This is a genomic window from Christiangramia oceanisediminis, assembly GCF_022570735.2.
Lineage (GTDB): Bacteria > Bacteroidota > Bacteroidia > Flavobacteriales > Flavobacteriaceae > Christiangramia > Christiangramia oceanisediminis.
Genome location: NZ_JANCNS010000002.1, coordinates 600,241 through 623,898 on the forward strand (window position 1 = coordinate 600,241; position 23,658 = coordinate 623,898).

Annotated in this window: 24 protein-coding genes and 1 tRNA gene; 15 read left to right on the plus strand and 10 right to left on the minus strand. The window is 39.8% G+C overall.

The window, feature by feature from the left end; translation table 11 throughout:
• Positions 1 to 69: 69 nt before the first annotated feature.
• The 8 genes from lpdA to MKO06_RS10165 all read left to right on the plus strand — a co-directional run bounded on the left by lpdA (position 70) and on the right by MKO06_RS10165 (position 10,393).
• Positions 70 to 1,473, plus strand: coding sequence for a dihydrolipoyl dehydrogenase (gene lpdA, locus MKO06_RS10130; RefSeq protein WP_241551057.1), 1,404 nt, complete (start codon positions 70 to 72; stop codon positions 1,471 to 1,473).
• A 97-nt stretch (positions 1,474 to 1,570) separates the two neighbouring features.
• Positions 1,571 to 2,920 (plus strand): Na+/H+ antiporter NhaA, encoded by a 1,350-nt coding sequence (nhaA, locus tag MKO06_RS10135; RefSeq protein ID WP_241551058.1) that lies wholly within the window; start codon positions 1,571 to 1,573, stop codon positions 2,918 to 2,920.
• Between the two features lies 1 nt (position 2,921).
• Complete coding sequence (locus MKO06_RS10140) at positions 2,922 to 3,722, plus strand: cation efflux transmembrane domain-containing protein (RefSeq protein WP_241551059.1); 801 nt, start codon at positions 2,922 to 2,924, stop codon at positions 3,720 to 3,722.
• A gap of 48 nt (positions 3,723 to 3,770) precedes the next feature.
• On the plus strand, positions 3,771 to 4,451 hold the full coding sequence (locus MKO06_RS10145) for a lipoprotein signal peptidase (protein WP_241551060.1): 681 nt from the start codon (positions 3,771 to 3,773) through the stop codon (positions 4,449 to 4,451).
• A gap of 2 nt (positions 4,452 to 4,453) precedes the next feature.
• Positions 4,454 to 5,431, plus strand: coding sequence for a sodium:calcium antiporter (locus MKO06_RS10150; protein WP_241551061.1), 978 nt, complete (start codon positions 4,454 to 4,456; stop codon positions 5,429 to 5,431).
• A 34-nt stretch (positions 5,432 to 5,465) separates the two neighbouring features.
• Positions 5,466 to 5,897: a hypothetical protein gene (locus MKO06_RS10155; protein WP_241551062.1), complete on the plus strand. Its 432-nt coding sequence runs from the start codon at positions 5,466 to 5,468 to the stop codon at positions 5,895 to 5,897.
• Between the two features lie 3 nt (positions 5,898 to 5,900).
• Positions 5,901 to 7,256 carry a Fic family protein gene (locus MKO06_RS10160; RefSeq protein ID WP_241551063.1) on the plus strand — a complete coding sequence of 452 codons (1,356 nt, stop codon included), beginning with the start codon at positions 5,901 to 5,903 and terminating at the stop codon, positions 7,254 to 7,256.
• Complete coding sequence (locus tag MKO06_RS10165; protein ID WP_241551064.1) at positions 7,253 to 10,393, plus strand: type I restriction endonuclease subunit R; 3,141 nt, start codon at positions 7,253 to 7,255, stop codon at positions 10,391 to 10,393. The genes MKO06_RS10160 and MKO06_RS10165 overlap by 4 nt, the downstream gene beginning before the upstream one ends.
• Before the next feature lie 631 nt (positions 10,394 to 11,024).
• Here the strand turns inward: MKO06_RS10165 and MKO06_RS10170 are convergent.
• Positions 11,025 to 11,098: transfer RNA gene (locus MKO06_RS10170), tRNA-Met, on the minus strand.
• Positions 11,099 to 11,288: 190 nt separating this feature from the next.
• Between MKO06_RS10170 and MKO06_RS10175 the strand changes: the two genes are divergently transcribed.
• Entirely contained in the window at positions 11,289 to 11,675 is a 387-nt protein-coding gene (locus MKO06_RS10175) for an START-like domain-containing protein (protein WP_156282060.1), read from the plus strand.
• A gap of 50 nt (positions 11,676 to 11,725) precedes the next feature.
• Positions 11,726 to 12,571, plus strand: a complete 846-nt coding sequence (locus tag MKO06_RS10180) for an aminotransferase class IV (RefSeq protein ID WP_241551065.1) — start codon at positions 11,726 to 11,728, stop codon at positions 12,569 to 12,571.
• On the opposite strand, the gene MKO06_RS10185 is transcribed toward MKO06_RS10180, so the two are convergent.
• From MKO06_RS10185 to MKO06_RS10205, 5 genes are all read right to left on the minus strand, one after another.
• Positions 12,568 to 13,128, minus strand: a complete 561-nt coding sequence (locus tag MKO06_RS10185) for a YqgE/AlgH family protein (protein ID WP_241551067.1) — start codon at positions 13,126 to 13,128, stop codon at positions 12,568 to 12,570. The two genes, MKO06_RS10180 and MKO06_RS10185, sit on opposite strands and share 4 nt — an antisense overlap.
• 119 nt (positions 13,129 to 13,247) lie before the next feature.
• Complete coding sequence (locus MKO06_RS10190) at positions 13,248 to 13,520, minus strand: HU family DNA-binding protein (protein WP_006990442.1); 273 nt, start codon at positions 13,518 to 13,520, stop codon at positions 13,248 to 13,250.
• Positions 13,521 to 13,705: 185 nt separating this feature from the next.
• A complete protein-coding gene (fmt, locus tag MKO06_RS10195) occupies positions 13,706 to 14,653 on the minus strand; it encodes a methionyl-tRNA formyltransferase (RefSeq protein WP_241551068.1) in 948 nt (315 codons plus the stop codon).
• A gap of 3 nt (positions 14,654 to 14,656) precedes the next feature.
• Positions 14,657 to 16,552, minus strand: a complete 1,896-nt coding sequence (locus MKO06_RS10200) for a RecQ family ATP-dependent DNA helicase (protein ID WP_241551069.1) — start codon at positions 16,550 to 16,552, stop codon at positions 14,657 to 14,659.
• A gap of 6 nt (positions 16,553 to 16,558) precedes the next feature.
• Positions 16,559 to 17,092 carry an AAA family ATPase gene (locus tag MKO06_RS10205; protein ID WP_241551070.1) on the minus strand — a complete coding sequence of 178 codons (534 nt, stop codon included), beginning with the start codon at positions 17,090 to 17,092 and terminating at the stop codon, positions 16,559 to 16,561.
• Between the two features lie 82 nt (positions 17,093 to 17,174).
• Between MKO06_RS10205 and MKO06_RS10210 the strand changes: the two genes are divergently transcribed.
• The 3 genes from MKO06_RS10210 (at position 17,175) to murA (ending at position 19,538) form a co-directional block, all read left to right on the plus strand.
• Positions 17,175 to 17,471 carry a DUF493 family protein gene (locus tag MKO06_RS10210; RefSeq protein ID WP_241551071.1) on the plus strand — a complete coding sequence of 99 codons (297 nt, stop codon included), beginning with the start codon at positions 17,175 to 17,177 and terminating at the stop codon, positions 17,469 to 17,471.
• Positions 17,472 to 17,570: 99 nt separating this feature from the next.
• Entirely contained in the window at positions 17,571 to 18,209 is a 639-nt protein-coding gene (locus tag MKO06_RS10215; RefSeq protein WP_241551072.1) for a DUF4290 domain-containing protein, read from the plus strand.
• Positions 18,210 to 18,224: 15 nt separating this feature from the next.
• Positions 18,225 to 19,538: a UDP-N-acetylglucosamine 1-carboxyvinyltransferase gene (gene murA / locus MKO06_RS10220; RefSeq protein WP_241551073.1), complete on the plus strand. Its 1,314-nt coding sequence runs from the start codon at positions 18,225 to 18,227 to the stop codon at positions 19,536 to 19,538.
• Positions 19,539 to 19,614: 76 nt separating this feature from the next.
• Here the strand turns inward: murA and MKO06_RS10225 are convergent, their stop codons facing one another.
• Positions 19,615 to 19,839 (minus strand): hypothetical protein, encoded by a 225-nt coding sequence (locus MKO06_RS10225; RefSeq protein WP_241551074.1) that lies wholly within the window; start codon positions 19,837 to 19,839, stop codon positions 19,615 to 19,617.
• 17 nt (positions 19,840 to 19,856) lie between these two features.
• On the minus strand, positions 19,857 to 21,320 hold the full coding sequence (locus MKO06_RS10230) for a TonB-dependent receptor (RefSeq protein WP_241551075.1): 1,464 nt from the start codon (positions 21,318 to 21,320) through the stop codon (positions 19,857 to 19,859).
• Positions 21,321 to 21,424: 104 nt separating this feature from the next.
• Here MKO06_RS10230 and MKO06_RS10235 point away from each other — a divergent pair, with 104 nt between their 5' ends.
• Both MKO06_RS10235 and MKO06_RS10240 read left to right on the plus strand, forming a co-directional pair.
• Positions 21,425 to 22,186: an MBL fold metallo-hydrolase gene (locus MKO06_RS10235; RefSeq protein ID WP_241551076.1), complete on the plus strand. Its 762-nt coding sequence runs from the start codon at positions 21,425 to 21,427 to the stop codon at positions 22,184 to 22,186.
• Position 22,187: 1 nt separating this feature from the next.
• Positions 22,188 to 22,679, plus strand: a complete 492-nt coding sequence (locus tag MKO06_RS10240; protein ID WP_241551077.1) for a hypothetical protein — start codon at positions 22,188 to 22,190, stop codon at positions 22,677 to 22,679.
• Here the strand turns inward: MKO06_RS10240 and MKO06_RS10245 are convergent.
• Positions 22,676 to 23,332 carry an alpha/beta hydrolase gene (locus MKO06_RS10245; RefSeq protein ID WP_241551078.1) on the minus strand — a complete coding sequence of 219 codons (657 nt, stop codon included), beginning with the start codon at positions 23,330 to 23,332 and terminating at the stop codon, positions 22,676 to 22,678. The genes MKO06_RS10240 and MKO06_RS10245 overlap by 4 nt on opposite strands.
• Positions 23,332 to 23,658 (minus strand): magnetosome magnetite crystal formation protein family, encoded by a 327-nt coding sequence (locus MKO06_RS10250; RefSeq protein WP_241551079.1) that lies wholly within the window; start codon positions 23,656 to 23,658, stop codon positions 23,332 to 23,334. Before MKO06_RS10250 ends, MKO06_RS10245 begins: the two co-directional genes overlap by 1 nt.

A 23,658-nucleotide genomic window follows, 5' to 3' on the forward strand; every position in this document is an offset into this window, starting at 1 on the left:
CTGAACCCTTGCGCCCAATGGTCAGCTTAAGGTTTCCCCCACCTTATTTAATTAAAAAAATTTACGGATATGGAAAAATATGATGTAACAATTATAGGGTCTGGCCCGGGCGGGTATGTAAGTGCCATCCGTTGTGCCCAATTAGGTTTAAAAGTGGCCATTGTTGAAAGGTACAGCACGCTTGGCGGCACCTGCCTTAACGTGGGCTGTATCCCGTCAAAAGCCTGGCTTGAAGCCTCTGAGCATTATTACAAACTCAAGCATCAATTCGAAAAATTTGGGATTGATGTTAAAGAAGCCAATGTCGATATCCTGAAAATGAACCAAAGGGTTCAGGATGTGGTACAGGAAATCATCAATGGCGTTGGGTATCTGATGAAAAAGAACAAAGTTACCGTCTATGAAGGCCACGGCACCATCAAGGACAAAAACACGATTGAGATTAAGGCCGAAGCTAAAACGGAAACTATAGAAACCGATAAAATTATCATTGCCACAGGGTCCAAACCCGCTTCCTTGCCCAATATTAAAATCGATAAAAAAAGGATAATCTCTTCCACCCAAGCCCTTGCCCTACAGGAAATTCCCGACCATTTATTGGTCGTTGGTGGAGGCGTTATCGGGGTTGAGATAGGTTCTGTTTTCGCCCGCCTGGGCTCTAAGGTGTCTATTGTGGAATATTTTGATAGCCTCATCGCCACTATGGATGGCGCACTGGGACATCAATTGCATCGTTCCCTAAGAAAACAGGGAATTGAGTTTTATTTGGAACATAAAGTGACCAATGCAACAGCAACGGACAACAAAGTTGAATTGAAAGCGGAAAACCTGTCCGATAAAAAAGAAATGAATTTAGAAGGCGACTATTGCCTTATGGCCATTGGCCGGAAACCGTACACCGCCAATTTAGGCCTTGAAAACATTGGCGTGGAAACCAATGAGAAAGGACAGATAATCGTAGATGAGAATCTCGAAACCAATGTCAAAGGAATATATGCCATTGGGGATGTAATCAGGGGTGCGATGCTTGCCCATAAAGCAAGTGAAGAAGGCGTTTTTGTAGCCGAAACTATTGTTGGTCAAAAGCCATATATTAATTATTCGCTCATCCCAAATATCGTGTACACCCAGCCCGAGGTCGCCGGCGTAGGCTTGACGGAAGAAGAATTGAAAAAGGCCAATAAAAATATAAAAATAGGGTCTTTCCCCTATAAGGCAAACGCACGGGCAAAGATAAGTATGGATACCGATGGTTTTATAAAGGTAATCGCAGATAAGCAGACCGATGAGATACTGGGCGTGCATATGATAGGCCCTCGCATTGCAGACAGTTATACCGAAGCGGTGGTAGCAATGGAATTTAGGGCATCTGCTGAAGACATTGCAAGAATGTCACACGGGCATCCCACATTTTCAGAGACCTTTAAAGAGGCGTGTCTGGCCGCTACAGATGATAGGGCATTACATATTTAAAGTTGACCTAACAGTAAGTTCTTAAAAATTAAGACGCTACTGAGCTTTTTGAAATATTAAGGTTTAAGTAATTAACTCAAAAAATAGATAAGATCAAATGGGGCAATCAGTTCGAAATCAATCCACTATTGGGTATATCAGGGAAACGGCAACAAAGTTCCTCGACAGGGAAACAGCTGGGGGGATTTTTTTAATAATTGCTACTATAGTTGCCCTTCTTTTAGCTAATTCACAGTGGGCAGGTGCCTATCATCATTTTCTTGGCGATGAATTGCTTTTTGAATTTTCCGAGCATCTTAGTTTTGGGCTAACAATTGAAGAATGGATCAATGATGGCCTAATGGCAATTTTCTTTTTGGTTGCCGGCCTTGAATTGAAGAGGGAGGTTATGGTGGGGGAATTATCTTCAATTAAAAAAGCCTCAGCCCCCTTGTTGGCAGCTTTAGGTGGTATGGCAGTTCCGGCCCTCATTTTTATTAGCCTAAATTTAGGAACTGAAAATATAAAGGGTTGGGGCATCCCTATGGCTACCGATATCGCATATTCACTAGGGATTATTGGCCTACTGGGGAAAAATGTCCCCAGGCAGTTAAAAACATTTTTAATAGCCCTCGCTATTGCTGACGATATAGGGGCCATATTGGTGATAGCATTGTTTTATAGCAACGAGTTGAGCTGGATATACCTTGGATCGGGCATGGGGGCATTTGGGTTATTATTATTAATGAATTGGACTGGGGTCAAAAATTTGATTTGGTATATTATTATTGGGATCATCTTATGGTATTGCTTCCTTAATTCGGGGATCCATCCAACTATTGCGGGGGTACTTTTTGCCATTACCATTCCAATAGTGCCCAAATTAGACAGTAAAATATTAAAAGAAAGAACTGCCACAAACGTTACTAATCTTGAGAAAACAGAGCTGGAAAAATTAAATCCCCTTCAGGATAAAAAACAACAAATAATTTTAAAAGCCATTAAAACAGATACTGAGAATTCAAGGCCTCCTTTGCTCAAACTGGAAAATTCCCTTGTTGATTTCAATGCTTTCTTTATCATTCCAATTTTTGCAGTCGCGAATGCGGGAGTAAAGCTCGATGTAAATTTAATTGAGGTTGTTTCCGGTTCTTTAGGGCTGGGGATCCTTTTGGGATTAGCAATTGGTAAAGTAACAGGGATTGGTATTTTTACATTGATCGGGCAAAAACTTGGAGTTTCCGAATTACATATTACACTAAACTGGAAACATATAATTGGAATTGGTATGATTGCGGGAATTGGCTTTACCATGTCCCTTTTTATTACCAATCTCGCATTTAATGATCAGGAATTGATTAAAATTTCGAAAATAAGCATTTTGATAGCTTCATTACTTGCAGCTATTGGCGGTGCGGTAATTCTCTTATTAAATTCCAATAAAGGAAGGAAAAATATAGTTAGGTGATATGGGAGAAATGAACAAAAGTACCTTTATAGTAAGTCAAATGGACTGTCCTTCAGAAGAACAGATGATCCGGATGAAGTTGGAGGCTTATACACAAGTGAAATATTTGCATTTTGATATTCCCAACAGGAAATTGGAAGTATATCATGTGAATGGAATCGAAGATATACAAACATCAATAGCCAGTTTAAACCTTGGGGATTCCTTTCAAGGGACCGAAGAAGCCGAGCCTCCTGAAATAGAAGACCAATCCAAACAGAAAACAATCCTTTGGTGGGTCCTCGGGATAAATTTCGGCTTTTTCATTATCGAAATGACCACGGGGTGGATTTCTTCTTCTATGGGCCTTATTGCCGATTCGCTTGATATGCTGGCAGATTCGATAGTATATGCGCTAAGTTTATTTGCAGTAGGTGGTGCCATTTCCAGAAAAAAGAAGGTGGCAAAATTCAGCGGGTATTTTCAAATTGCATTGGCAACACTTGGTTTTGCAGAGGTTTTGCGAAGGTTTTTTACAAGTAGTGAAACACCAATTTTCCAATTGATGATCATTGTTTCCATTTTCGCCCTTTTGGGGAACCTTATTTCGCTTTGGTTGATAAATAAGGCCAAAAGTAAGGAGGCGCATATGCAGGCCAGTGCTATTTTTACCTCCAATGATATCATCGTAAACGGCGGGGTGATACTGGCCGGGGTGCTGGTCTATTTTCTGGATAGCAAATGGCCAGATTTGATCATTGGTGGAATCGTGTTCACTTTTGTAATGCGAGGCGCCATAAGGATATTGAAAATTTCGAAATAATTTAAATATGTGATCGACACAATATGTATTGCTAACAACATAATGATTATGAATAAAAGAAATGTAGCATTATTGATTTTACTGTTGTTGGCAATAGACCAGGCCATAAAGATTTATGTGAAGACCCATTTTTATTATGGCGAGGAGTACTACGTGTTTGGCTTGGATTGGTTTCGCTTGCATTTTTTGGAGAATCCCGGAATGGCCTGGGGCTTTAAATTTGGGGAGGGATATGTGGCCAAATTTATTTTAATACTATTTCGCTTAGCAGCCATTATTTGGGGGACCTTTTATATCAAAAAGATGATACGTGAAGGATATGCAAAAGTCTTTATAATCTGTGCCGCATTTATATACGCAGGTGCATTGGGCAATTTGATTGACGGTGCATTTTACGGACTGTTTTTTGAAAAAAGTGATCCCGCACTTCGCAACATTGCAGAAATATTCCCCTCAGGCGGTGGTTATGCGGGATTTTTAAATGGCAATGTGGTGGATATGTGGTACTTCCCTATTATTGATACAAGGCTTCCGGAATGGCTGCCATTATGGGGAGGCAATGAATTTACTTTTTTCGACCCTGTATTCAATACCGCAGATGTTTGGATTAGCACGGGAGTGATTTTACTCCTGATCTTTCAAAGCCAACAAAAAAAAGACCAGAAAATATCGGATAAGAAAAAGTTGAAATATACTGAAAGTAACAGGACAATTATAAAAATCGATTAGTTATGAACGTTTGGCTCTGGGTAGTAGTATTGGGATTGGCAGCTTGGGCCGCACATTGGGGTGCTGATCAACTCCTAACACCTTTGAAAATGCTGCGTAAGCAATGGGGGCTTACAGCTTCTGCAGGAGCAGCTTTCCTAGCTATTGTAACAGCGAGCCCGGAAGTGGCGATAAATATTACAAGTGCTGCCCGGGGAGTATCTGATATCGGATTAGGAAATTTGCTTGGTTCCAATATAATTTCCATCCCACTCATGGTAACCATCGCCTATTTCGCTTCCAGAAAACAATTTAAAAACAATAAGGAACATCAAAAACATTTAGATACCAACCTGCTGGCCCTGAACAAACGTTCTGTCTCGGTATTGTCCATCCCCTATCTGGCAATCATTGCTTTGGTAGCTATACTAACCCTTCCAAAAGCCTGGCGTGGGTTACAACCCATTGATGGGTGGATTATGCTGGCGGCCTATGCGGCTTTTTTAATGCGTGCCATTATAAAAGGCAGGAAAAAAGGGGAAAGTGTGGAGTGGGATAAGAAGAAAGTGTGGTTATCAGTAGCCGGAGCTATGGCAATAGCCGTGGGTGCTTTTTTTATTGTTAAGGCTACGGAAAATATTGTTTCGGTGTTGAACATTTCCGAAATTGTTGGAGGGCTGTTTATTACCGGAATAATGACGACTGCCCCAGAAATATTTAAAACATGGAGTGTGGTAAAAGGAGGTGAAGTGACCGCGGGCACCACGAGCGTAATTGCCGATAATGCTGTTACCATGACGATAGCATTTTTTCCTTTGGCATTGGTAACAACACCTATCGAAGATTTCCAGTTGTTTTGGGTCAACCTGGCTTTTGTAGGACTGATGCCGCTTTTATATTCGGTATTTGTTCATCAAAGCAAGGAGCTTCACGGGTTCAGCAGATGGCAGATATTCGTTTTCGATGCAGCGTATATTGTATATCTCTTAACTATGGTGTAAAATATATTCAGAAATAGTTCTATCAGAATCAGATTTGGCGGAAATCCTGGGAAATTCTATGTTAACTGATTCTCATAAAATAAAATTAATAGAAAAATTCGAAGCCGATAACGCTATTTCGGATCAGAAGGCACTTTCTTTAATAGGAAAAATGGCCTTAAAACACAAAGAACTAAAATTGTCTGATTCAAATATTTCTTCAATTCTAATAAAATCTGCATTAAAGACTAATGAGAAAATTGAGCTTTTCATGAACAATCTTACTCCCTTTGATAAAGAATTTATAACATCCTTTTTAAGTTCTTTAGGGGGAGATTATAAGCAATTAAATGAAAAAGGTCCTATGCCATACTTTAAAAACACTGCCCTTCTACTCAGTTTTTTTCAGTATTTAAAACAAGAAGGCAAAATATCTAAAATCAAAGAAAAAAAAGACCATATTCAAGTTACAACATTTAGAAAATAAAAAATGTCCGAAACCAATCGTATAGAATATAAGCGTGAACTTTCCGAAGGACTGGAGAAAGAAGTTGTGGCTTTTTTGAATTACAGAGAAGGTGGCATAATTTATATAGGCATAGATAAAGAAGGTAGGACAGTTGGCGTTCAGGATGCCGATGGAGACCAGCTAAAAATAAAAGACCGGTTAAAGAATAATATTCGTCCTTCAGCCCTTGGGCTTTTTGATATTGTAAGTGAAGAAAGGGATGGGAAAGAAATTTTAAAGATTATTGTGGCCAGCGGTTCCGAGAAACCATACCATCTCAAAAAATTCGGGATGAGTGAAAAAGGCTGTTTTATACGATTGGGTTCTGCTGCAGAACCCATGTCCCAAAAACTAATTGAAGAACTTTTTGCCTCTCGTACCCGGAATTCCATAGGGAAAATAAAAGCCCATCGCCAGGATCTAAACTTTGAGCAGCTTCATATTTATTACCAGGAAAAACAAAAACCCCTTAATAAACAGTTCAGGAAGAATTTAGAGCTTACAACCACCGATGGTGATTTGAATTACGCCGCTTATTTGCTGGCCGATGAAAATAACCTTTCCGTAAAGGTCGCAAAATATAAGGGTGACACGCGAGTAGATTTAATGGAAAGCAACGAATACGGTTATTGTTCCCTTGTGAAAGCTACTAAGAGTGTACTGGATAAAATAAGCCTGGAAAACCGCACCATCACACAAATAACTCAGAAAGAACGAAAGGAACATCGTCTATGGAATGCCATTGCACTTAGGGAAGCAATTATAAATGCCTTTGTCCATAATGACTATACCCGCGAAATTGCACCAAAATTTGAAATCTTTAATGATCGCATCGAAATAACTTCCGCAGGTTCTTTACCTGATGGCTTAAGTAAAAATGAGTTTTTTGAAGGCTTTTCAATTCCGAGGAACAAGGAGCTTATGCGTATTTATAAAGATCTGGACCTGGTGGAACAATTGGGTTCGGGAATTCCCAGAATACTGGAATCGTACAGTAAAGAATGTTTCCGATTTTCTGATAATTTCCTCAGGATGATATTTCCTGCCGCAGATAAAGTTTATAGGGAGACCCCGCAAGTCACCCCCCAAGTCACCCCCCAAGTTACCCCGCAAGTTACCCCCCAAGTACGGGATCTTCTTAATGTTTTTAAGGGCGAAGAAAGTAGAATCGAATTGCAAAAATCATTAGGGCTTGTGGACAGAAAAAATTTTAGAATCAACTATTTAGTGCCGGCTATAGAAAATGGTTTCGTAGAGCCAACAATACCTGATAAGCCAAAAAGCAGTAAACAGAAGTATAGACTAACTGAGAAAGGAAGAAAAGCAAAACAGGAATGAAATTTACCGAAGCACAACTAGAAAGTGTTTTTGCTAACCAGCTGAAACAAGAAAGTTATGAGCATCAATTAGGTAGTACTATCTCACGAAAGGAAGATGAAGTGCTCATTGAAAGTGATCTTCGGGAATTTCTATTGACAAGGTACCGGAAAAACGGGATTACTAAAAATGAAATAGATTCCATTATTCTTAGACTTAAAACTCTTCCGGCATCAGACCTCTATGAAAGCAACAAAGAATTTATGCAAATGCTTTCTGATGGTTTTTCGCTAAAGCGGGAAGACCGTTTCCAAAAAGATATCTGGATCTATTTAATTGATTATTCAGAAGACAACCAAAATACTTATAAGTTCGTTAATCAGCTGGAAATTACCGGAACCCAAAAACGTATTCCTGACGGGATTCTTTTTATTAATGGAATTCCGGTAGTTGTTTTCGAATTCAAAACGGCGATTCAGGAAAATACCACCATTTATGACGCCTATATTCAATTAACAGTGCGTTACCAAAGGGACATATCTGAACTTTTTAAGTATAATGCATTTTGTGTAATCAGCGATGGTGTAAATACCAAAGCAGGTTCTTTTTTTGCACCTTATGAATTCTTCTATGCCTGGCGCAGAATCGCAGGATTGGCAAAGGAAGTTGACGGTATTGATAGCATGTTCACCCTTATTCAGGGTATGTTGCATCAATACAGGCTGCGGGACATCATTAAAAACTTTATTTATTTACCGGATAGCTCAAAAAAGGATGAAAAGATCGTGTGCCGCTATCCCCAGTATTATGCGGCAAGGGCTCTATTTGAAAATATTCAGAAAGTCCAAAAACCCAACGGAAACGGAAAAGGAGGCACCTATTTTGGGGCAACCGGTTCCGGAAAAAGTTATACCATGCTTTTCCTAACCCGGCTTTTAATGAAAAGTGATCATTTTGAAAGTCCTACTATTATTTTGATTACAGATCGAACCGATTTGGATGATCAGCTTACAGGGCAATTTACCAATGCCAAGGCCTTTATTGGGGATGATGCTATCGTAAGTGCAGAAAGCCGTGCAGACTTACGCAAACGGATTAGAGGAAGGGAAAGTGGTGGTGTGTTCCTTACCACTATACATAAGTTTACAGAAGATACCGAGTTACTTACGAATAGAAGCAATGTTATTTGTATATCTGATGAGGCTCACCGGAGCCAGACCAATCTTGACCAGAAAATAAAAATCACAGAAAAAGGGGTGCAGAAAACTTTTGGCTTTGCTAAATACCTTCACGATTCTTTGCCTAACGCTACTTTTGTAGGTTTTACCGGGACGCCAATCGATGCTACTTTAGATGTATTTGGGAAGGTGGTAGATGAATATACAATGACAGAATCTGTAATAGATGAAATTACAGTACGTATTGTATATGAAGGAAGGGCAGCGAAAGTGGCCCTTGAAAACAGGGAATTAAAGAAAATTGAGGAATATTACCGGGTAGCTGAGGAAGAAGGTGCGAATGAGTACCAGGTAGAAGAGAGTAAAAAGCAGTCGGCTAACATTAATGCCATTTTGAGTGATCCGGATCGTTTACAGGCCATAGCAGAAGATTTTGTCAATCATTATGAAAAAAGGCTAGAGGAAGGTGCTACCGTAAAAGGAAAAGCAATTTTTGTTTGTAGCAGTCGTGAAATAGCTTACGAGCTTTATAAGAACATCATCGAATTAAGACCGGAATGGGCAAAGGTTAGAAAGGCAGAAGAAGGTGCCGATTTAACTGAAAAAGACAGGAAGCAACTCAAGCCTATTCAGCGGATAAAGATGATCATGACAAGGGGAAAAGACGATCCAAAAGAAATGTATGATCTTTTAGGAACAAAAGAGTACCGGAAAGAGCTGGACCGTCAATTTAAAAATGAGAAATCGAATTTTAAAATTGCCATTGTCGTCGATATGTGGCTCACAGGTTTTGATGTGCCGTTTCTGGATAGTATCTATATCGATAAGCCCATCCAGCAACATAACCTTATCCAGACGATTTCCCGGGTAAACCGGAAGTTCCAGGGTAAAAACAAAGGACTGGTAGTAGATTATATTGGTATTAAGAAACAAATGAACTTAGCTCTTGCCAAATATAATAAGGGTGAGCGTCAGAATTTCGAAGATATTGAAAAGTCCCTGAAGATAGTTAGGGACCACCTTGATTTACTGGCCAGGATTTTTCACAAATTTGACAGTACAGATTATTTCCAGGGAGATCCTTTAAGCCAATTGAACAACCTTAACGTGGCTGTTGAATACGTACAGCAAACCAAGGAGCTGGAAACACGGTTTATGGATTTGGTGAAACGCCTGAAAGCTGCTTATGATATTTGTGCTGGAAGTGAAAAGTTAACACAGGAAGAAAGGGATTATACACATTTTTATTTAGCTGTAAAATCTATAGTTTTTAAACTCACCAGGGGAAATGCACCGGATACCGCGCAGATGAATGCCAAAGTAAGGGAAATGATTAAAAATGCTTTGGCAAGTGAAGGCGTGGAGGAGATCTTTAAAATGGGCGATCAGACCAACAGTCAGCAAGATATATTTGATGAGGATTATTTGTCAAAAATTGATAAGATCAAATTGCCCAATACTAAAATCAAACTTTTACAGCAATTACTGGCCAGGGCGATTGGAGAGATTAAAAAAGTGAACAAGGTAAAAGGAGTAGATTTTTCTAAAAAGATGGAAGGCCTCGTCTCCCGATACAATGAGAGAAAAGGAGATGTATTACGCGGAGAGGTCTACGAAGAGATGGCAGAGCAGCTCACAGACCTAATCTGGCAGGTACAAAAAGAGTTTTCGGCCGGGGAAAAGTTAGGAATTGATTTTGAAGAAAAAGCTTTCTATGATATTTTAAGAGAGCTTTGTGTAAAGTATGATTTTCAATATCCCGAAAATAAGCTCATCGAGCTTTCAAAAGCTATAAAAGATTTAGTGGACGAACAGGCGAAATTCCCGGACTGGAGCAAAAGGAACGACATTAAATCTGCCTTAAAAGTGGGGCTAATTTTATTACTCGATGAACACGGTTATCCGCCGGTGGAACGAGATGAAGTTTATGAAGAAATATTTGACCAGGCGGAGAATTTTAAGAAAAATAGAGCGGTGTAAATGAGTTACTATGCTTTCTAGTCTCGAGGCTAAGTATTACCTGGAATAACATTCCTTCGGATGATTATGACTCCTTTTAAACAATTTCCTAATAACCTTAAATAATAGCTCTAATTACTTGTAATTCACCTTTCTTTAAAAAGCTCTTTCACTCTAATTAATGGGTGTAATTTATTGTTATAGGCTATGTTTGCACCCTGATTTTTTTTGTGATTTCTTCATTTCAAGAATCTAACGTTTCGCATTTCTTCACTGCTTTACTTTTAGGAATTTTTTACAGCTGCATCTCTAAGGGATATATATGAGAACTTTTTACGATAGGGAAGAGGAAGTATTTCATAGCTATCAGGTTTCAGGCATGCTGAGCTATTCCAGGGAAGTAATGGGCAGTGATTCAAGATTGGATCTTAATTACTAAAATATTGAATCTTATTAACGATGGAAAATTAATGGTTACTTTCTAGAGTTAATTTCCGGAATAAATATAAAATTCCGTTTCAATTGATATCAAACGGAGATTTTCCAAATGGCTCTTAGTAATTTATTAAAAATAGTTGAGATTCTGTACTTATTCTGTACTAGATGAAAAAACAAAAGGCTCTCGATTTCTCGAAAGCCTTATGTTTACTTGTAGCGAGACCGAGATTTGAACTCGGGACCTCCGGGTTATGAATCCGACGCTCTAACCAACTGAGCTACCTCGCCGTATGTATTTTGCATTTTCTTAAATCGCCCGGATGCCTTGTCAAGCAAGGCCTCGTGGCTTTTTGTGAATGCGGGTGCAAATATAAAAACTATTTGTTTTGAAGCAAACTTTATTTTCTAAAATATTTATTTTGATTTCTTTTAATCTTTCAATTTAATATCTATATTGCCCGAAACTAATTAATCAAAAATGGAAGAAAAGATCAAGTACGAAATGGAGTTTCCAATTCAAGCTTCTCCTTCATTACTGTTTCAATATATTTCAACTCCCTCAGGTCTAAGTGAATGGTATGCCGATAATGTGAATTCCCGGGGTGAATTTTTTACGTTTATTTGGGAAGGTAGCGAAGAGAAGGCCAAGCTCGTTAGTAAAAAGAGCGATGAGCGAATCAAGTTCAAATGGATCGATGACGAGGAAACCCCATATTTCTTTGAATTACGTATACAGGTAGATGATATAACCAAGGATGTTTCTTTGATGATCACCGACTTTGCCGAGGAGGATGAGATCGATGAAGGAAAGATGCTGTGGGAAAATATGGTATCAGACCTGAAACAGATCCTTGGATCGGCTTAAAAAGTATATTTATAATAGTACCTTTGCCCCGTTATAAACGGGGTTTTTTTATGATCAATTTAGACGGAAAACTAGTAGAAAAGAAGAATGCGCAGATCTCTGTGCATAATCGGGGTTTTGCTTACGGTGATTCGGTTTTTGAAACTATACGGGTAATAAATGGTAAGATCATGTTCTGGGAAGATCATTATTTCCGCTTAATGGCTTCCATGCGTATCATGAGAATGGAAATTCCCGCCAGTTTTTCTCCAGAATTCCTTGAACAGGAGATTAAAGACCTTATTGAGGCGAATGATTTGCTTAATTCTCCGGCCCGAATTCGATTCGCAGTTTACAGGATTCAGGGTGGTTATTATACCCCGGCTACTAGAGAAATTGGTTATGTGATCAATGCCGAAGCACTGGAAAACGCGTTTTATATATTGAATGAAGAAGATTACGAGATCGAATTGTTCAAAGATCACTATGTCACTTCTGGTTTGCTTTCGACCATTAAATCCAATAACAGGGCCGTGAATGTACTGGGCAGCATCTATGCCAGTGAAAATAGTTACGATAACTGCCTGTTACTGAACGAGAAAAAAAGTGTGGTTGAGGCCCTCAACGGGAACCTTTTCGTGGTAAAAGGAAAGACCATCAAAACGCCACCTTTGAGTGATGGGGTACTGAACGGGATCATTCGAAAGCAACTGATCAATATTCTGAAAAAAACGGAAGAACTTGAAGTGGAGGAAGCCTCAGTTTCACCTTTCGAATTACAAAAGGCCGATGAGCTTTTTATTACGAATATTGCCGTTGGAATACAGCCTGTAAGCAAATACCGAAAAAAGGAATTCACCAACGAAGTTGCCCGGCAATTGATAGGAAAATTAAATACCCAGGCAAGATTGGGTTAATTATAGGTAGGGTTTTCTGGAGAATTAGACCAAAGAACATACTCACCGCCAAGTTCCAGCATCTTGTCTTTCCAGAAGGAATTATAAGGTTTTTCCAGGAGATCGGTATGATCTTCATTAGGTGTGATCACCCAGGAATGAGAATTTAATTCGTCATCGAGCTGATTGGCATCCCATCCTGAATAGCCTAGGAAAAATTTGATCTGTTTTTCGTCGATCTGTTCTTCAGCGATCAGGTCCATAACGGCTTCAAAGTTTCCACCCCAGTAAATCCCATTAGCAATCTCAATGCTGTCCGGGATCAGATCAGGAATTTTATGAATAAAATATAGGTTGTCCTGTTCTACAGGCCCGCCATTGTATACCCTAAAATTACCTTTAATTCCGGGAATAAGGTCTTTAAGAGTAAAATCGAGAATTTTATTCAGGATAAAGCCAACCGAACCATTATCTGAATGATCAGCCAGGAGAACCACCGAGCGATTAAAAGAGACATCTCCAATTATGGATGGTTCTGCAACGAGAAGATGACCCTTGGTTGGTTTTAAAGAGATCATTATAGCAGTCTTTTTATCTAAACTAATTATTTCCGGGAAAAAATGCAATATAATTCCCAATTTTTAAATAAAAAAAGCCTTCCCGAAGGAAGGCTTTAAGAATTTTCTTATGCAAATTATTAGTTTACAGCTTTTTGAAGATCAGCTCCGGCCTTAAACTTCACTACGTTCTTAGCAGCGATTTTAATGGTTTTTCCGGTTTGTGGGTTTCTTCCTTCTCGAGCAGCTCTTTTAGATACTGACCAAGATCCGAATCCAACTAGTGATACTCGGTCTCCCTTTTTAAGAGATTTCTCTACGTTCTCAAGGAAAGACTCTAATGCTTTTTTTGCTGCTGCTTTAGAAATTCCAGCGTTTTCAGCCATTGCATCAATTAAATCTGTTTTGTTCATAATTTGAAATTTAAATTAATTGTTGGTTAAACATTCTGTTAAACTGGTATACAAATTTATACGGATTTCTTGTCCATGCAAGTAATGACAAGGGAAAAGGCCCTATTTGTTAATAACTTGACCGATTTGTTGATAAAGATAATTGTTTTTTATTAAAATGCAACAAAATCAGTAGTAATAAGGGCTCAGCGCATTTTGGCATCATCTGGAAAATTATATCCATTTAAAAGCGATTTTGCATTCATCTTTTTCTTTCCTGGTAATTGCAACTCCTTTACTATAATAAAACCGTCACTTGCGGCTATTTTGATCTTTCCATCCTCTATTACTAACGTCCCGTTAGGCAGATGCTGGGCCTGCTCCAACTTATCTACATCATATATCTTAACCGGAAGCTCAGCTTTCGCAGATTCCATCATGCACCACGCAGCCGGGTAGGGATTAAGTCCACGTATATGATTATAAATAGTGCTTACTGGTTTTTCCCAGTCTATTTTAGTGTTTTCCTTATTTAATTTAGGAGCTGGTTTTAAATCGCCGGTGTTGGGTTGTGGCCTTGGTTCAATTTCGTTTCGCTGAATCTTTTCCAGAGTGGAAACCACAAGCTTTGCTCCAATTTCCATAAGGCGATCATGCAAGGAACCAACATTTTCAGATTCATCTATAGTGATCTCTTTCTGTTCGATCAGGTTTCCGGTGTCGATCTTCTCGTCCAGGAAAAAAGTGCTAACTCCGGTTTTTTGCTCACCGTTGATAATTGCCCAGTTAATGGGTGCAGCCCCGCGATATTGAGGCAGGAGGGAAGCATGAAGGTTAAAGGTGCCGTATTGCGGTAAACTCCAAACCGATTTTGGCAGCATCCTAAAGGCGACGACTACCTGAACATCGGGTTTTAGTTCTGAAAGTTCTTTCTGAAAATCCCCGTCCTTCAAATTGATTGGCTGCAGGATCTTAAGACCTTTTGAAACTGCAAAATCCTTCACCGCGCTGCCTTTTAGCTTCCTTCCCCTTCCTGCTGGCCGGTCAGGAGCCGTGATAACGCCTACCACATTAAATCCTTTCTCCAGGATTTCCTCTAGACTTTGCACGGCAAAATCTGGAGTTCCCATAAATACTATTCTTAGGTCTTTCATCTTCTAATTCAATTTATATTTATTGCTGGCTGTTCGCACCACCAGCTTTTTTTCAGATAATAAGGCAAGGACTTTTAAGATAGCATCTTCTTTGTAATCCAAACAGGAAACGATCTCCCGTGAGTCCTTCGGCCCATGATTGAGAATTCTTTTGATCGCAAGAAAGATCTCATTCATATCATCCCGGGTAATTTCCCTGTTATCCTTTGTGCAAACAGAGCATTTTCCGCAGGAGGCAGGATCTTCCTCTCCAAAATACCGAAGTAACTGAACCTGTTTACAAACCCTGTCATTTTCCACAAACTCCAGGACCGATTCGATCTTTCTCCTTTTGGTTTGTACATATTCCCTGATATATCCCGAAAGGGGGTTCAGGGTTGACTCATCTTCCCTGGGGACCAGAAAGTGGATACTGGCATCGTGTTTCGAAAAATGGAATTCTATGATCTCTTTTTTAGCCAGCTCTTCCAGGATCGAAATAACCTCCTGTTCTGAACTTAACGACTTTTCCACCACCGAATTCAGGCTAATTGGGATCAGGCTCTCGAAGACGCCGCCATAATTCCTCAAAATCACTCTTAAAACCGAAGCATATTTTGGGTTATCATCCAGGTAGGCATCCAGGTGACTGGCCGGGAGCAGCATCTGGATTTCGGTTTTTTTCTTATAATTCTGCTGAAAGCGCAAAACGCTACACCGGTCCAAAAGCTGGATGGCATTATAAGCCTTACTGGCGTTGAACTGGTACTGGTGACAAAAATCGGAGAAATTAAAATCATGGATAGTTTGTTCACCTTCTCCGAAAGCTATGCTAAAATAAGAGTTAAGCTTACGATACACCAGCTTGATATCTTCAAAAGAAGGCAGGGTGTTAAGAAACTGGTTTTTTAATACAGGAATATCGCTGGCATTGGTTAAGATAATTGCCCTGGATGACTGTCCGTCCCTGCCTGCACGTCCGGCTTCCTGGAAATAGCTCTCAAGGCTTTCTGGGAGATCAATATGAATTACATGGCGAACATCAGGTTTGTCTATTCCCATTCCAAAGGCGGTAGTAGCTACCATAACCCGGATCTCATTCTCCTTCCAGGCCTGAAAATTCACAGCTTTTTCTTCCTTTTTCATACCGCCGTGATAAGCGGCAGCCGAAATATTATTTTTCCTCAAAAAATTACTGATCTCCAGGGTAGCATTCCTGCTTCGAACATAAATGATGGCCGAATCGTCCTTTAGAAGTTGCGTAAGCCTGAAGAATTTGTCTTCGGTCTTTACCACTTCATAATAAAGATTAGATCTTTTAAAAGACTTTTTATGGATTACCGGACTCTTTAAATTTAACTGGGTACAAATATCCTTGATCACCTCAGTTGTCGCAGTTGCTGTAAATGCTGCAAAACAAATTTCAGGAAGTAAGTCCCGCAATTCACTTATGTTTCGGTAAGCCGGTCGAAAATCATGTCCCCACTGGGAAATACAATGAGCTTCGTCTATAGCTATAAAACTGATGTTCATTTGTTTGAGTCGTTCCCTAACCAGTTCCTGCTGTAATCTTTCCGGCGATAAATAAAGAAACTTGAAGTTTCCGTAAATGCAATTATCCAGTTTCCGATCCAGATCTGTGTACTGAATTCCACCAGTGATCGTCATTGCCTTAATATTTTTGCGCTTCAAATTAGCGACCTGGTCTTCCATCAAAGCAATTAGCGGGGATACCACTATACAAATGCCATCCATCATCATCGCAGGAACCTGGAAACACAATGATTTTCCGCCACCTGTTGGAAATAAAGTGAGCGAATCCTGTTTTTTGAAAATAGATTCTATTACTTCCAGCTGCTGTGGCCTGAATTCCTGGAAACCCCAGTATTCCCTTAATATGTTGCGCGCTTCTTCCTGCAAACAGTTTTAGATATTATTCAAAATAAACCGGGTACGTTCTTCAACCGATAATTTTGGAACTTCGATCGGGTCATAACCATAGTTCCTGTACGTGGAATAAAGATAATCGGAAATTTTTAAGGCTTGCTCAAAGCTCTCATATCGTTCATTGTCACTTTTATAGATCTCTTTCCAGGGCGGCAGGATAAAAATCTTATCATAGGGGTGATCCTTACAGATCTTATCAAAAAGATCGGGGTAAGGCGTTTTGAAATAGTCCATATAGGCCAGCACATCATGAAGACCGCGATCAATAAAGATGTGATCGCCAGTAATTTTATCGGCTTCTATATATTGTTTTAGTCTGCCTTCTAGTAATTTTTCGCTGAATAATAAAGGCCTTTCCAGGAATAACTGGGCGATTCCTTCTTTTTGCGCTTCCAGGGTTACCTGTCTTGAGATTTCATGCAGGCACCTTTCTCCTTTTTCTTCTAAACGATGAACAATGGAAGATTTTCCCGTGCCCGGTCCACCGGTTATTACGATTTTTCTGCTTTTCACCCCGCAAATTTCGTCATTTGAAATTGATTATAAAAATGTGAGCATTCCTTGTATCTTTGCAGCTAAATGATGAGGAAAAATTATGAGTGAATCAAAGAAAAGTCCTGAGGAATTTTATGCAAAACTTAAAAAACAACTACAGGATACGGCTATGTGGCCTTCAGAATATTTATATAAATTCATCGTTCCAACAAAAGGGGAGAAGATAGCGCAGGTAGAAGATATCTTTAATAATATGGGTGCGGTGATTGAAAGAAAGCAATCAAAAAAAGGTACCTATACAAGTGTCTCTATAAATGTTCGTATGAAGAACCCCGATGCCGTGATAAATAAGTATAAGGAAGTAGCTGCGAATGTTGAAGGGGTGATCTCTTTGTAATTAGTGCAAAAAGGTATCAATAATTGTGCTTCTTGAGTAATATTTACTATTTTGCAGGCATCAGCGAACTTCAATTAATCACCAACTTAATTTTCAATTTTGACAAACGCTTTAGAATATAACTCCGAAAGGAGCAAACTGATAATACCTGAATACGGTAGGCATCTGCAAAAAATGGTAGAGCACGCCGTAAGCATTGAAGATGATGCTGAAAGGAATAAGGTAGCCCGTTCCATCATCGCGGTGATGGGAAATATGAATCCTCATCTTCGGGATGTGCCCGATTTTCAGCATAAATTATGGGATCAGTTATTTATTATCAGTGACTTCAAACTGGATGTTGATTCTCCATTTCCGAAGCCTACAAAGGAAATGCTGGCTGAGCGCCCGGATATGCTAAACTATCCTGAAAACAATCCGAAATATCGCTTTTATGGCAATAACATCAAAAGAATGATAGATGCCGCGAAAGATATGGAAGAAGGTGATTTTAAAGAAGCCCTGGTGCTTACCATTGCCAATCATATGAAGAAATCCTACCTTAACTGGAACAGGGATTCTGTGGATGATGAAGTGATCTTTGAACATTTGAAAGATCTTAGCAATGGCAAGATCAACCTTAAAAATGCCGATGAAGACCTAAGTGAGGCTTCAGATCTTATTAGAGGTGGAGGCAACAAAAAGAAGTATTCCAAATCAAAAAAGTCAGGCCGAAAAGGAGGCCGTAAACGCCACTAAATTCACAATCTTTTAATGGGAACATTTCAAATTGAAGGCGGGCATCGTTTAAGCGGGGAAATTCAACCCCAGGGAGCTAAAAACGAGGCGCTGCAAATTCTGTGTGCAGTACTGCTTACCGATGAAAAAGTAATAATCAATAATATTCCGGATATTCTGGATGTGAACAAGCTAATCAATTTGCTTGGCAATCTTGGAGTAAAGGTAGAAAAACTTGGAAAGGGAAGTTATTCCTTCCAAAGTGATGAACTGGATATGGACTACCTCGCCAGTGACCAGTTTAAGGTCGACGGGGGTGGACTTCGTGGTTCTATCATGATCGTTGGTCCGCTATTAGGAAGATTCGGGAAGGGTTTTATTCCGAAACCCGGTGGTGATAAAATTGGGAGAAGAAGGCTCGATACCCATTTTGAAGGTTTTATGAAGCTGGGTGCCAGCTTCAGGTATAATAAAGAAGAACGTTTTTATGGAGTAGAAGCTCCAAACGGACTTAAGGGAGATTTTATGCTCCTTGAAGAAGCTTCGGTTACCGGTACAGCGAACATCGTGATGGCAGCTGTTCTCGCTAAAGGAACGACTACGATCTATAACGCGGCCTGTGAGCCTTACCTTCAGCAATTATGCAAAATGCTGAATTCAATGGGAGCCAAGATACAGGGAGTGGGCTCTAACCTGCTTACTATTGAAGGTGTTGAAAAACTTGGAGGTTGCGAGCATACTATCCTTCCAGATATGATCGAAATTGGATCCTGGATTGGTCTTGCAGCCATGACCCAAAGCGAGATCACTATTAAGAATGTGAACTGGGACATGCTTGGAATCATTCCTATAACTTTTAGAAAATTAGGTATCAACCTGGAAAGAAAAGGTGATGATATTCATATTCCCGCTCATACCGATGGATACGAGGTACAGAGCTTTATAGATGGGTCTATCATGAACATCAGCGATGCTCCATGGCCCGGATTTACGCCAGACCTGCTTAGTATTATGCTGGTTATCGCTACACAAGCTCGAGGAAGCGTGCTTATCCATCAAAAAATGTTCGAAAGCCGACTATTCTTCGTGGATAAATTAATAGATATGGGGGCAAAGATCATATTATGTGATCCGCATAGGGCTACCGTGATTGGCCACGACTTTAAATCTCAACTGAAGGCAACAACCATGACGAGTCCTGATATCAGGGCTGGGATCTCACTGCTTATTGCGGCACTTTCTGCTAAGGGTACTTCGACTATCCATAATATTGAGCAAATTGATCGAGGTTACGAAAATATTGAAGAGCGACTAAGAGCGATAGGCGCGAAGATCACGAGGCTTAATTAAGAGCAAGAAAATATTGGTATAAAAAAAGCTGTTCTTCTCGAACAGCTTTTTTTATGATTTTAAAGGAAGTGACAACCTAGGCTTCTACTTCATTTTCTTTATTGATCCACCTGATAAGCAATTTGGAGTCCATTGTTGGAAAGAAATCGGTGCTGCCCATGTCATCCACAGGAACTTCGAATCTTATTTTGGTTCCATCTTCTAAACTAGCTTCATAATAAGCAACTTTAATCCTGATGAACTGCAATATTGCTTCCGGATTTTGTTTATATAAAGCTTTTTTAATTTCGTTAAGTTCCATTTCTTTAAAAATATCGATTAAACTTCTTCTGTTTTTGCTTTCTGTTTATTTTCCTTGTAATTAAAAAGATTCTGGTCCTTGATCATTTTCGTGGTCTTCTCAGGCAACATATCTTCCCAGCCTTCTTTCCCTTCGGTGATCATTTTCAGGACCTCTCTTGAGTAAATGTCCAGGATGTCAGGATTATAGTTGGTAATATCTTCCACACGACCATTGTACTTAAAGAACTTATACAGTTCTTTCATACGCGGATGCACCTTAAGGTTTTCGCTAGTAGTAAGCTCGCCGGTTTCCGCATCTTTAAGAGGGTATAGGTAAACTTTAAGATCTTTAAAGAACAGTTTTCCGAAGGCCTCCAGAATACCACCACTTAGATGTCGGTAATATTTCTCATCGAAGATATCTACCAGGTTGTTCACGCCCATGGTTAGGCCCATTCGCTGTTTTGAATATCTGGAGAAATACTCAACCAGGCGATAATACTCCTGGAAGTTGGAGATCATAACAGTTTGTCCAAGAGAGCATAAAAGCTCAGCACGATCCATGAAATCGCGTTCATCGATCTCACCTTCGGCTCTCAGGTTAGACAACGTGATCTCGAAAATGATCTCTGTATTTTCTTCTGAAACCTTTGATTCGCTAAAGAACATCTCCTTTGAGCGTTCATACATGTCCATGTTTACCTTGGTAACGGGACGAAAACTTCCTCTAAGTGCCAGGATGTTCTTTTTGTAAAGGATCTTGGCGGGAAGAACATTGTTCCCGTCTGGCCCGAACATAACTGCTTCGGTCATGCCATTCTTCACGAGTTGCAAACTCATCAAACGATTATCCACATTTTCGAATCTAGGACCCGAAAAGTTAATGGTGTCGATCTCGATTTGATCTTTATCTATATGATCATAAAGATACCTGAGTAGTTTCTTAGGGTTATCATATTTATAATATGCTCCGTAAATAAGGTTAACGCCCAGGATTCCGAGGGTGTTCTGCTGGTGCCTCGCATCGTTCTCATGAAAACGAACATGAAGCAGGATCTCGTTATAATCTTCTTTTGGATCAACCTGATACCTGATTCCAACCCATCCGTGACCTTTATACTTCTTTGCGAAATCTATGGTCGCTACCGTGTTGGCATAAGTAAAGAACAGTTTATTAGGATGTTTTTCTCGGGAAATTCGCTGTTCAATAAGATTGGTTTCGTGAGCCAGCATTTTCTTCAGCCTTGCTTCGGTCACATAACGCCTGTCGCTTTCAACACCATAAATAGCATCACTAAAATCCTTGTCATAGGCACTCATTGCCTTGGCAATAGTACCCGATGCACCACCGGCCCGGAAAAAGTTTCTAACCGTTTCCTGGCCTGCACCAATCTCAGAAAACGTCCCGTAGATGTTTTCATTTAAATTGATGCGAAGGGCTTTACTATTTATTGAAGGAACATTTTCAAATTCCTTGTCGCCCATTATAGTAATTGGCATATTTTTTCTTTTAGGTAAACAATGTTTTTTGTGTACTTCAAAAGTACTAAAAGCGCTAGGCATACAAAAAAATATATTTACTTTTGTGTCAAAAATAACAGCCTTTGGAAGTAATTTTTCTAGGAACGGGAACATCTCAGGGAATACCAATTATCGGGAGTGAACACCCGGTATGTCTTAGTGAAAATCCAAAAGACAAACGGCTGCGTGTTTCTGTTCTAATTTCCTGGAACGAACATAACATCCTAATAGATTGCGGGCCCGACTTCAGGCAGCAAATGTTGGCTAATGATGTGAAGCACCTTGATGGAATTTTTTATACCCACGAGCACAACGATCATACTGCAGGACTGGACGATATAAGGCCATTTTTCTTCAGGCAGGGCGATATCCCGGTCTATGCTCATAAACGCGTGCTGAAAGCACTTCGCAAACGATTTGACTATATATTTGCTTCTGAAAATAAGTATCCCGGGGCACCCGGTGTGATTGAACATGAGATACATAACAAACCTTTTAATTTTAAGGGACTTACGGTAACTCCTATCAATTTCATGCATAACCGTTTACAGGTTTTTGGATTCAGAATTGAGGATTTTGCCTACCTGACCGACCTTAAATCTATCGAAGACGAGGAAGTGGAAAAATTACAGGACCTCAAAGTCTTGGTTGTGAATGCCCTGAGAATAGAGGCTCATCACTCACATTTCAATTTAGAGGAGGCACTTGAGTTTATTGAAAGAGTAAAGCCTGAGACGGCCTATCTAACACATATTAGCCATATGCTTGGATTTCACGATGAAGTGGAAGCTAATTTGCCAGAAGGTGTTCACCTGGCCTATGATAATCTTAAAATTAAGATATAGAATGAAAAGTAAGATCCTGATGTACCTGTTCATATTCACCTTGTTGTTCACCATTTTCATTTATGTGAACGACAAAAGGATCCTGGACTCTAAGGAATACCAGATTCAGCAACTTGAAAAAGAATTGGAAAAAGTGGCAGAGCCAAACTTTCAACCTACTGGAACTGATGAAAGTTATTTTGGATTCGCCGATAATGAGGATGCCATCACCTATTTCGAAAACAGGAATATAGATACTGAAAACCTGGAAGCTCAGATCCAGGATGCCATTATAAGCAAGAACAAGGTAGGAGAGGATAATCCATTAGTTCCGCATGCGGGCATGGAAGGCGATATGCGCATCAATCGCATCAGGGTTTTGAACCATAAATGGGTGATAGCCGATTTTACCGATGGAACTTACTGGGGAGAAGTTTTCCTTAGTTACGAGATTGGAGAAAATGGAGAGATTAGCTTTACTCCCGAGAAATCCTTTTTATATCCCCGGTCTTAGATCCTGGCTTTAAGCCATTCGCGTAATTCATAAAAGTTCTGTGGGGCCACTCCGTGGCCTACCGCGAATTCGGAATATACATTTTCAATTCCAAGATTATCCAGGAAAGGCTTGTTCTTCCTGGCCCATTCTACTGGGATCACCTGGTCTACCGAACCATGCGAGCAATAGAATTTCAGTTTGGAGTAATCATTGTTCTCATAACCATCCTTCAGAATTCCTTTATTCACATATCCACTTAACGCCACCACATTCCTAACTTTTTCAGGATAGGAGAGGGCCACCGCATAGCTAAGGATGCTTCCCTGGCTAAAGCCAAGCAAATTAATATTTTCTGGATCTACCTCGTAATGGGCGATCACTTCATCTATAAAATCACGAATGGTATCCCTGGAAGTAATGGCCTGGGCATCATCGCTGAATTTTCCATCATTGTTATCCCAGTGAATGGCATACCAGGCATTTCCAAATGGTTGCATCGAATATGGAGCCTTTGCTGAAATGATCAAAAGCTCATCCGGCAATTCATCTGCAAACGAAAAAAGATCGTTCTCATCGCTGCCATACCCATGAAGCAGGATCAATGCAGCGGGTTTTTGAATTTTGGTTTTAGGTTTTCTTAGAAGGTGCTGAAGTGAAAATTCTTTATTCATTACGTAATTGTACTAAACCATTTTTGAAAGAAGGGTCCCAAAATCGGGACTTCGCGCATTTCTCCCCTTATTGCATTTAAAAGTCCATAGCCCCAAAGCACAAAAAAGAACACATAGAAGGCTCCAACGATTATACCCTGGTCAAAGATACTTACAAGTGCACCAAGTACGTAAAAGGTGATATGAATTCCAAAGGCCTGCCTTATGTGAAAACTGGCAAAGGGATCTTTTGGGTCCAGGTTCATGAAATAGGCTATGATCGTCCCAACTATGGTTATATACGAAACCACGGCTGTTGTTTTTGCTTGTCCGGTTGTTGTATTCAT

Excerpts from the sequence above, each read along its gene's own strand:
- lpdA (WP_241551057.1), top strand. The coding sequence starts at position 70 with ATGGAAAAATATGATGTAACAATTATAGGGTCTGGCCCGGGCGGGTAT.
- nhaA (WP_241551058.1), top strand. The coding sequence starts at position 1,571 with ATGGGGCAATCAGTTCGAAATCAATCCACTATTGGGTATATCAGGGAA.
- MKO06_RS10140 (WP_241551059.1), top strand. The coding sequence starts at position 2,922 with ATGGGAGAAATGAACAAAAGTACCTTTATAGTAAGTCAAATGGACTGT.
- MKO06_RS10145 (WP_241551060.1), top strand. The coding sequence starts at position 3,771 with ATGAATAAAAGAAATGTAGCATTATTGATTTTACTGTTGTTGGCAATA.
- MKO06_RS10150 (WP_241551061.1), top strand. The coding sequence starts at position 4,454 with ATGAACGTTTGGCTCTGGGTAGTAGTATTGGGATTGGCAGCTTGGGCC.
- MKO06_RS10160 (WP_241551063.1), top strand. The coding sequence starts at position 5,901 with ATGTCCGAAACCAATCGTATAGAATATAAGCGTGAACTTTCCGAAGGA.
- MKO06_RS10165 (WP_241551064.1), top strand. The coding sequence starts at position 7,253 with ATGAAATTTACCGAAGCACAACTAGAAAGTGTTTTTGCTAACCAGCTG.
- MKO06_RS10175 (WP_156282060.1), top strand. The coding sequence starts at position 11,289 with ATGGAAGAAAAGATCAAGTACGAAATGGAGTTTCCAATTCAAGCTTCT.
- MKO06_RS10180 (WP_241551065.1), top strand. The coding sequence starts at position 11,726 with ATGATCAATTTAGACGGAAAACTAGTAGAAAAGAAGAATGCGCAGATC.
- MKO06_RS10185 (WP_241551067.1), bottom strand. The coding sequence starts at position 13,128 with ATGATCTCTTTAAAACCAACCAAGGGTCATCTTCTCGTTGCAGAACCA.
- MKO06_RS10190 (WP_006990442.1), bottom strand. The coding sequence starts at position 13,520 with ATGAACAAAACAGATTTAATTGATGCAATGGCTGAAAACGCTGGAATT.
- fmt (WP_241551068.1), bottom strand. The coding sequence starts at position 14,653 with ATGAAAGACCTAAGAATAGTATTTATGGGAACTCCAGATTTTGCCGTG.
- MKO06_RS10210 (WP_241551071.1), top strand. The coding sequence starts at position 17,175 with ATGAGTGAATCAAAGAAAAGTCCTGAGGAATTTTATGCAAAACTTAAA.
- murA (WP_241551073.1), top strand. The coding sequence starts at position 18,225 with ATGGGAACATTTCAAATTGAAGGCGGGCATCGTTTAAGCGGGGAAATT.
- MKO06_RS10225 (WP_241551074.1), bottom strand. The coding sequence starts at position 19,839 with ATGGAACTTAACGAAATTAAAAAAGCTTTATATAAACAAAATCCGGAA.
- MKO06_RS10230 (WP_241551075.1), bottom strand. The coding sequence starts at position 21,320 with ATGCCAATTACTATAATGGGCGACAAGGAATTTGAAAATGTTCCTTCA.
- MKO06_RS10240 (WP_241551077.1), top strand. The coding sequence starts at position 22,188 with ATGAAAAGTAAGATCCTGATGTACCTGTTCATATTCACCTTGTTGTTC.
- MKO06_RS10245 (WP_241551078.1), bottom strand. The coding sequence starts at position 23,332 with ATGAATAAAGAATTTTCACTTCAGCACCTTCTAAGAAAACCTAAAACC.
- MKO06_RS10250 (WP_241551079.1), bottom strand. The coding sequence starts at position 23,658 with ATGAATACAACAACCGGACAAGCAAAAACAACAGCCGTGGTTTCGTAT.